Annotated in this window: 8 protein-coding genes and 1 tRNA gene; 7 read left to right on the forward strand and 2 right to left on the reverse strand. The window is 71.5% G+C overall.

Annotated features, from left to right (window positions below; all coding sequences use genetic code 11):
* Positions 1-19 precede the first annotated feature (19 nt).
* From cmk to ACWF62_RS19255, 3 genes are all read left to right on the forward strand, one after another.
* A complete protein-coding gene (gene cmk / locus ACWF62_RS19245) occupies positions 20-682 on the forward strand; it encodes a (d)CMP kinase (RefSeq protein WP_378507287.1) in 663 nt (220 codons plus the stop codon).
* Positions 679-2,115, forward strand: a complete 1,437-nt coding sequence (der, locus tag ACWF62_RS19250; protein ID WP_378507248.1) for a ribosome biogenesis GTPase Der — start codon at positions 679-681, stop codon at positions 2,113-2,115. Before cmk ends, der begins: the two co-directional genes overlap by 4 nt.
* Positions 2,116-2,202: 87 nt before the next feature.
* Positions 2,203-2,276 (forward strand) — tRNA-Pro (locus ACWF62_RS19255).
* A 58-nt stretch (positions 2,277-2,334) separates the two neighbouring features.
* Here ACWF62_RS19255 and ACWF62_RS19260 read toward each other — a convergent pair.
* Positions 2,335-2,862, reverse strand: coding sequence for a TetR/AcrR family transcriptional regulator (locus tag ACWF62_RS19260; RefSeq protein ID WP_452631030.1), 528 nt, complete (start codon positions 2,860-2,862; stop codon positions 2,335-2,337).
* 283 nt (positions 2,863-3,145) lie between these two features.
* Here ACWF62_RS19260 and thiD point away from each other — a divergent pair, with 283 nt between their 5' ends.
* A complete protein-coding gene (gene thiD, locus ACWF62_RS19265; RefSeq protein WP_452631032.1) occupies positions 3,146-3,955 on the forward strand; it encodes a bifunctional hydroxymethylpyrimidine kinase/phosphomethylpyrimidine kinase in 810 nt (269 codons plus the stop codon).
* Positions 3,956-3,965: 10 nt separating this feature from the next.
* Here the strand turns inward: thiD and ACWF62_RS19270 are convergent, their stop codons facing one another.
* The gene (locus ACWF62_RS19270; protein WP_452631034.1) at positions 3,966-4,817 is read right to left on the reverse strand and encodes an SGNH/GDSL hydrolase family protein; all 852 of its coding nucleotides are present in this window, start codon (positions 4,815-4,817) and stop codon (positions 3,966-3,968) included.
* Between the two features lie 105 nt (positions 4,818-4,922).
* On the opposite strand from ACWF62_RS19270, the gene ACWF62_RS19275 reads away from it, so the two are divergent.
* The 3 genes from ACWF62_RS19275 to ACWF62_RS19285 all read left to right on the forward strand — a co-directional run bounded on the left by ACWF62_RS19275 (position 4,923) and on the right by ACWF62_RS19285 (position 7,198).
* Entirely contained in the window at positions 4,923-5,567 is a 645-nt protein-coding gene (locus tag ACWF62_RS19275) for an NUDIX hydrolase (protein ID WP_378507245.1), read from the forward strand.
* A gap of 102 nt (positions 5,568-5,669) precedes the next feature.
* Positions 5,670-6,317, forward strand: a complete 648-nt coding sequence (locus tag ACWF62_RS19280) for a CDP-alcohol phosphatidyltransferase family protein (protein ID WP_378569345.1) — start codon at positions 5,670-5,672, stop codon at positions 6,315-6,317.
* Complete coding sequence (locus ACWF62_RS19285; protein ID WP_378507243.1) at positions 6,314-7,198, forward strand: DUF881 domain-containing protein; 885 nt, start codon at positions 6,314-6,316, stop codon at positions 7,196-7,198. The genes ACWF62_RS19280 and ACWF62_RS19285 overlap by 4 nt, the downstream gene beginning before the upstream one ends.
* Positions 7,199-7,238: the final 40 nt, after the last annotated feature.

Here is a 7,238-nt window from a genome sequence, read left to right on the forward strand (position 1 = left end):
CGTGCCGCTGGTCGTCGCGATGGACGGCCCGTCCGGCACCGGCAAGTCCAGTGTGTCCCGGCGCCTGGCCGATGCCCTCGCCGCCCGCTACCTCGACACCGGTGCCATGTACCGGATCGCGACGCTGCACGTGCTGCGGTCCGCGGTCGACGTCGCCGACGTGGACGCCGTCGCCGCGGCAACCGAGGCGCTCGACCTGTCGATCGGCACCGACCCGGCGTCCGACCGGGTGCTGCTGGCCGGGGAGGACGTCACCGACGAAATCCGTGGCGCCGCCGTCACCGGGGCGGTGTCCGCGGTGTCTGCGGTGCCGCGGGTGCGGGAACTTCTCGTCGACAAGCAGCGGGCGTTCATCGCGCAGCACCCGCGGATCGTGGTCGAGGGCCGCGACATCGGCACCGTCGTGCTTCCCGACGCGGACGTGAAGATCTATCTCACCGCGTCCGCGGAGGCCCGCGCGCAGCGGCGCAACGCGCAGAACGTCGCGGAGGGCCGCGGCGACGACTACAGGGCGGTGCTCGCCGACGTGCAGCGCCGCGACCACCTCGACTCGACCCGCGCGGTGTCCCCGCTGCGGCCCGCCGAGGACGCGGTGATCGTGGACACCAGTGAGATCGGAATCGACGACGTGATCGGCCGGCTGCTGCTGGTGGTCCGCGACAGGACTGGAGTAGTGCAGTGAGCGACGCATTCGAATTCGGCGGCGACGCCTACGCCGGTGACGGCACCTGGAATGAGGAAACCGACTGGGAGCTCGCCGAATTCGCCGGGGAGGAGGGCGACGAGGAGCAGCTCGCCGTCCCGACGCTGGCGATCGTCGGCAGGCCCAATGTCGGCAAGTCGACGCTGGTGAACCGGATCATCGGCCGCCGCGAGGCCGTCGTCGAGGACATTCCCGGCGTCACCCGTGACCGTGTCTCCTACGACGCGACGTGGGCCGGCCGCCGGTTCCTGGTGCAGGACACCGGCGGCTGGGAACCGGACGCCAAGGGACTGCAGCAGTCCGTGGCCCGGCAGGCCGAGCTGGCGATGCGCACCGCGGACGCCATCATCCTCGTCGTCGACACGGTGGTCGGCGCGACCGCAACCGACGAGGCCGTCGCGAAGGTGCTGCGCCGCTCCAAGACCCCCGTCCTGCTGGTGGCCAACAAGGTCGACGGCGAACGGCTCGAGGCGGAGGCGGCCGCGTTGTGGTCACTCGGGCTCGGGCAGCCGTACCCGGTCTCCGCCATCCACGGCCGCGGCACCGGCGACCTGCTCGACGAGGTGCTCGCGGTGCTGCCGGAGACCCCGCGGGAGGGTACCGGCGGACAGGGGCCGCGTCGCGTCGCCCTGGTCGGCAAGCCGAACGTCGGCAAGTCCAGCCTGATCAACAAGCTCTCCGGCGACGAGCGGTCGGTCGTGCACGACGTCGCCGGCACCACCGTCGACCCGGTCGACTCGCTGGTCGAGCTCGGCGGCAAGGTGTGGAAGTTCGTCGACACCGCGGGCCTGCGGAAGAAGGTGAGCCACGCCAGCGGTCACGAGTTCTACGCGTCGCTGCGCACCAAGTCGGCGATCGAGGCCGCCGAGGTCGCGATCCTGCTGATCGACGCGTCCCTGCCGATCACCGAGCAGGACCTGCGGGTGCTGTCGATGGTCGCCGAGACCGGGCGGGCGCTGGTGCTGGCGTTCAACAAGTGGGACCTCGTCGACGAGGACCGCCGGTTGATGCTGGAGAAGGAGATCGACCGCGAACTGGTGCGGGTGCCGTGGGCGCAGCGGGTCAACATTTCCGCGCACACCGGCCGCGCGGTGCAGAAGCTGGTGCCCGCGCTGGAGACCGCGCTGGAGTCGTGGGACAAGCGGATCCCCACCGGCCGGCTCAACAACTGGCTCAAGGAGGTTGTCGCCGCGACCCCGCCGCCGATGCGGGGTGGCCGGCTGCCGCGCGTCATGTTCGCGACGCAGGCCGGGACGCGGCCGCCGACGTTCGTGCTGTTCACCACCGGCTTCCTCGAGGCGGGCTACCGCCGGTTCCTCGAGCGCAGGCTGCGCGAGGAGTTCGGATTCGATGGCAGCCCGGTCCGGATCTCGGTGCGGGTGCGGGAGAAGCGGGACCGCAAGAAGCGCTGATCACCTCCCCGTCGGGTGCCTGACCAGCCGATTCGCGGTAGCGAGTGCCACTGATGTAATCTCATCGAGCACTCGAAAGAGCGCGGGCGGGCTGTGGCGCAGCTTGGTAGCGCACCTGACTGGGGGTCAGGTGGTCGCAGGTTCAAATCCTGTCAGCCCGACCGAACCGAAGCCCCGGTGAGAATCTCTCACCGGGGCTTCGGCGCGTCCAGGTGTCGATTATGTGGCTCGTGCTCCGTTCAGGAAGAGTCCGACGATCTGGTCCGGCCCCTCCGGTGCGGTCGTGAGATCGGTTGCGCGGGTGAGGTGCAGGAAGGTGTTCATCAGGAACTCGGGATCGCCGGCCACGTCGCCGTCGGTCCGGGCGCGGGCGAACAAATCGACAACGGGCGCGAGGACTCCCTCGACGTATTGTCGCGAGACGGCGGTTCGGGTGTCGTCGGAGACGCTCCCCAGGGTGTCGTAGATGCGCTGCTCGAATGACACGGCGCCTGCGGACAGGTCGGCCACGGCGGCCGCGAGCGCGGTGAGCTTGTCCTCGAGAGTGTTCTCGGTCGCGATTGCCGTGGTGATGCGCTCGCGATGGTCTGCGATGAAGCGGAAAGCGACCGCGGCGTAGATCTCCTCCTTCCCATTCGGAAAGTGGTGGTACATGGACGGTTTGCGGATACCGACGGTGTCGGCGACGCCAGCCAGGGAGATCCCGGGGTAGCCGGAGCTCGCCAGCTGCTCTGCGAAGGCGTCCATGATCTGGGTTCTGGTGTCGGATGCGGGAATGATCGGGTCCTCCTGGGGTGGCGTTTCTGCGGAGCCATCACCCTACCGACCGGTAGGGCGGTGCGCAATCTGTGGCGGCACTGCACTGCGATGACCGACCGCCGGTCGTGCGCACCGGACGCGAGTGGCGTTCGTCGCATCGCACCCGCGACGAAGGGGATGGCGACGCAAGCGGCCGGATCCGGCGACTATCCTGGAGCGCTGCAACGCCCCGGTCATGGGGCGCGTAGTGAGCCCCGTAGAAGGAGTGCCCGTGGTCGACCTCGCCTATGTCATCGCCGGTTCGGAAGCGACCGGCGGCGCCGGCCTGCAGGTGGACCTGAAGACCTTCCAGGAACTCGGCGTCTACGGCGTCGGCACCGTCACCTGCATCGTCTCGTTCGACCCCGCCGCGGGCTGGGGGCACCGCTTCGTCCCGATCGCGCCCGAGGTGATCGCCGACCAGATCGAGGCAGCGACCGCCGCCCACGACCTCGACGTCGTCAAGATCGGCATGCTCGGCACCCCGGCCACGATCGACGTCGTCGCCACGGGCCTGCGCCGCCAGTCGTGGCGGCACGTCGTGCTCGACCCGGTCCTGATCTGCAAGGGGCAGGAGCCGGGCGCCGCGCTCGACACCGACACCGCGCTGCGTGCGCAGATCCTGCCGTTGGCCACCGTCGTGACCCCGAACCTGTTCGAGGCCCGGACCCTGTCCGGGATGGACGCGATCGACTCCGTCGACGACCTCGTCGAGGCGGCCCGCCGCATCCACGACCTCGGACCGCGGTACGTGATCGCCAAGGGGGGAGTCGAACTCGCCGGCGACGATGCCGTCGACGTGCTCTTCGACGGCACCGACGTGACCATCCTTCGGGCACCGAAGGTCGGCAGCGAACGGGTCTCCGGTGCGGGCTGCACCCTCGCCGCGGCGATCACCGCCGAACTGGCCAAGGGCGTCGACGTCGCGTCGGCGGCGGAGTTCGCGAAGGAGTTCGTCACCGCGGGCATCGCGGGCCGCGTCGCCGCGCACACCCCGTTCGACACCGTGTGGCAGGGCGCCTACGTCGACGCGCTCGGCTGACCGCGCCGGATCACCGGGTGACGGCGGCGATGACCTGGGTTGCCGCGTTGGCATGGCCCGCGGCGTTCGGGTGCAACGGAATCGGTGCCGTCAGCGAGGTCGGGACCGCCCCAACGATCCACCGGTCCGCAGGCGCCGCGCACGCGTCGTGGCCGCGGGTCGACGGCTCCAGGTCGACGAAGGTCGCGCCCGCGGTGCTCGCCGCGGTCGCGGTAACCGTGTTCAGTCGGGTGATCAAGCCCTGGACATGGTCCGCGTCGACCGGCCAGATCGGTTGCACGCCGGGGCATCCGCCGGGCCGGATCGCGTCCGGGTAGCCGACAAGGACGATGCGTGCATCCGGTGCCCGCCGCCGGATCTCCTCGACGATCCCCACGTAGGTCGGGGCGAGACCGTCGATCCGCTCGGCGTAGGCGGCGGTGTCGGTGGTGGCGGCACAGGACCGGCCCAGCGGCGGCGGCGCCACGTTCAGGCACTCGGTGGTCAGTGACACCAGCCCGATGTCGTTGGCGCCGATGCCGACGGTCACCAGCGTGGTATCCGGGCTCAACGCGTCGAACTGCGGTGCGGTCTGGGGGAGTTGGCGGTCGGACAGGTTGGCGGTCGTGGCTCCGCTGCACGTGACGTCCCGGAAGGTGGTGGCGCGCACGGCCGCCGCGACGAGGTGCGGATAGTTCACCTCGGACCGGAGGCAGTCCCCGAGCGACCCGTTCGGTGCGATCCCGGCCCCGGAGGAAAACGAATCGCCCAGTGCGACGTACCCGACCGGCGGCGGGGACTCGGCCTGGGCGGCGGTCGACGCCCCCAGCGGGGCCGGGGCGGTGAGAACGAGTGCGGCAGCGACGGCCGCAACCGGTGACATGCGGTGCTCGGTTTCGTCGGGGTCGGGCGTGCATCAGCCAAACTACCCCCGATTCCCGGCCCGCGGAACGGGTGGATCGCGTGGGCAGGCGGCTACCCTCGAGCGATGGCGGCGGACACGGCGAGACCGACGACGGGGCAGGCCAGCCCGGAACTGACCCGGCAGCGCTGTGCGGCCGCGTTGACGGGATTCGCGGTCGAGGCGGCGCCGGAGGCGGGTGGCCGCCGCGCCGCGGTGGCGCTCGCGCTCGTCGAACGGGACGACGGGCCGGTGCTGCTGCTGACCCTGCGGCCCGGCCGAATGCGCGCCCACCCCGGGCAGTTCGCGTTGCCGGGAGGCGGCATCGACCCCGGCGAGACGCCCGCGCAGGCCGCGCTCCGGGAACTCGACGAGGAGGTCGGGGTGACGGCGCCCGACGACGCGGTGCTCGGGGTCCTCGACGACTTCGTCACCCGGTCCGGGTACGTCATCACCCCGGTCGTGGTCTGGGTGGGTTCACTGGCCGCGCCGCTGCGGCCCAACCCCGGCGAGGTGGCGATGATCTTCGAGGTCACGGTGCCGGAACTCGATGTCGACCCGGTGCTGCGCCCGCTGCCGGGTGGCACCGAACCGCTGCTGCGCTGGCCGTTTCGGGGCGAGCACCTGTTCGCCCCGACCGCCGCGATCATCCACCAGTTCCGGGAGGTGGTGCTGCACGGACGGGCCACCCGGGTCGCCGATTGTCCGCAACCGGACTTCGCGGCCCGCTGACCTCGAGGCGGATGCCCGCCTCCCGGCACCGGTCCGCCGCGTGTGACAGGCTGGACGCCGATCGCCGTGAGCAGGCGAACCGGCGAGCGATGTGGGAGTGAGATGGACAGCGGAGACCTGCCGCGCGCACAGGTCGGCGCGACGGCCGATCCGGTGCCGACCGATCGGGTGCTGACGGTGCCGAACGTGCTGAGCCTGGTGCGGTTGCTCGGGGTTCCGCTGTTCGCCTACCTGTTGCTCGGCCCGCAGGCGGACGGCTGGGCGCTGCTGATCCTGATGCTCAGCGGATTCACCGACTGGGCCGACGGGAAGCTCGCCCGGCTGCTGAACCAGACGTCGCGGCTCGGTGCGCTCCTCGATCCGTTCGTCGACCGCCTCTACGTGGTCACCACGCTGGTCGCGTTCTCGCTCCGCGGGATGATCCCGTGGTGGGTGACCGCGATCCTGATCGGTCGCGATCTGCTGCTCGCCGCGACGCTCCAGGTGTACCGCCGCCGCGGGCTGCCGCCGCCGTCGGTGCTGTACCTCGGCAAGGCGGCGACGTTCGCGCTGATGATCGCGCTGCCGCTGGTGCTCGCCGCACAGCTGAACTGGGCGTACGCGAACGTCGCGCACGCGTTCGGGTACGCGCTGCTGGTGTGGGCGACCGGCCTGTACGTCTGGACCGGGCTGCTGTACCTGCTCGCTGCCCGCAACATCGCCCGCGCCGTCGCGCCCGTCGGTGCCGGTCGTGGGGCCGAATCACCGTGAGCGCCAACGATGTTCCCGCGTCCACCGGCGCGCCACGGGTGCGACGCAACCCGACGCCGTCGCTGCTGACCGCGCTGCTCGCGGAGGGCCTCGACCCCGGCTACGCCGCGGCAGCGGAGGATCGCGCCCGCGGACACTCCCTGCACCGACCGCTGCACGCGGGGGTGTGGTGTGCGGGGGGCGCGCTGGTGCTCGGGCTGATCTTCGGGATCGCGTTCGCGCAGGCGGCGGACCGCGCACCGGGCACCGAGCAGGTCCGTGCCGACATCCTCACCCAGGTCGACGCGGCGGAAGCGCGGGGCGCGGACCTGGCCCGCGCCCGCGACGACCTGAGCGATGGCATCGACCTCGCCCGCACCCGGGCGCTCGCCGGGGACGCGCAGGGCGCCGCGGTCCTCGACCGGATCGGCGTCCTCGAGCACGGCGCCGCGTTGGTTCCGGTGCACGGGCCCGGCATCACCGTCACCCTCACCGACCCGGCGGCCCGGCCGGACCTGTCCGATCGCTCGCGGCCCGGCGCCGCCGCCACCCCGGTGCTGATCGACCGCGACCTGCAGGCGGTGGTCAATGGCCTGTGGGGGGCCGGGGCGGAGGCCGTTGCCGTCGGGAACGTCCGGATCGGACCGGGGGTGACGATCCGGCAGGCCGGGGGTGCCATGCTGGTCGACAATCAGCCGGTCCCGTCGCCCTATGTGGTGTCGGCGATCGGCCAACCGGCCCGGCTGCAGACCGGGTTCGTCGTCAGCGACGCCTACCAGCGGATGTCCGGGGTGGCCCAGCTGTACGGCGCCGGATTCACCATCGCCGAGAACGACGACATCAGCCTCCCTGCCGCGACGGCACGGGAGATCCGCAGCGCACGAGAGGTGATGGGGCAGTGAAGTCGGTCAAGCCACTGCAGGCGGCACGGAACGGGTACGC

The organism is Rhodococcus sp. NPDC054953, from assembly GCF_053609225.1.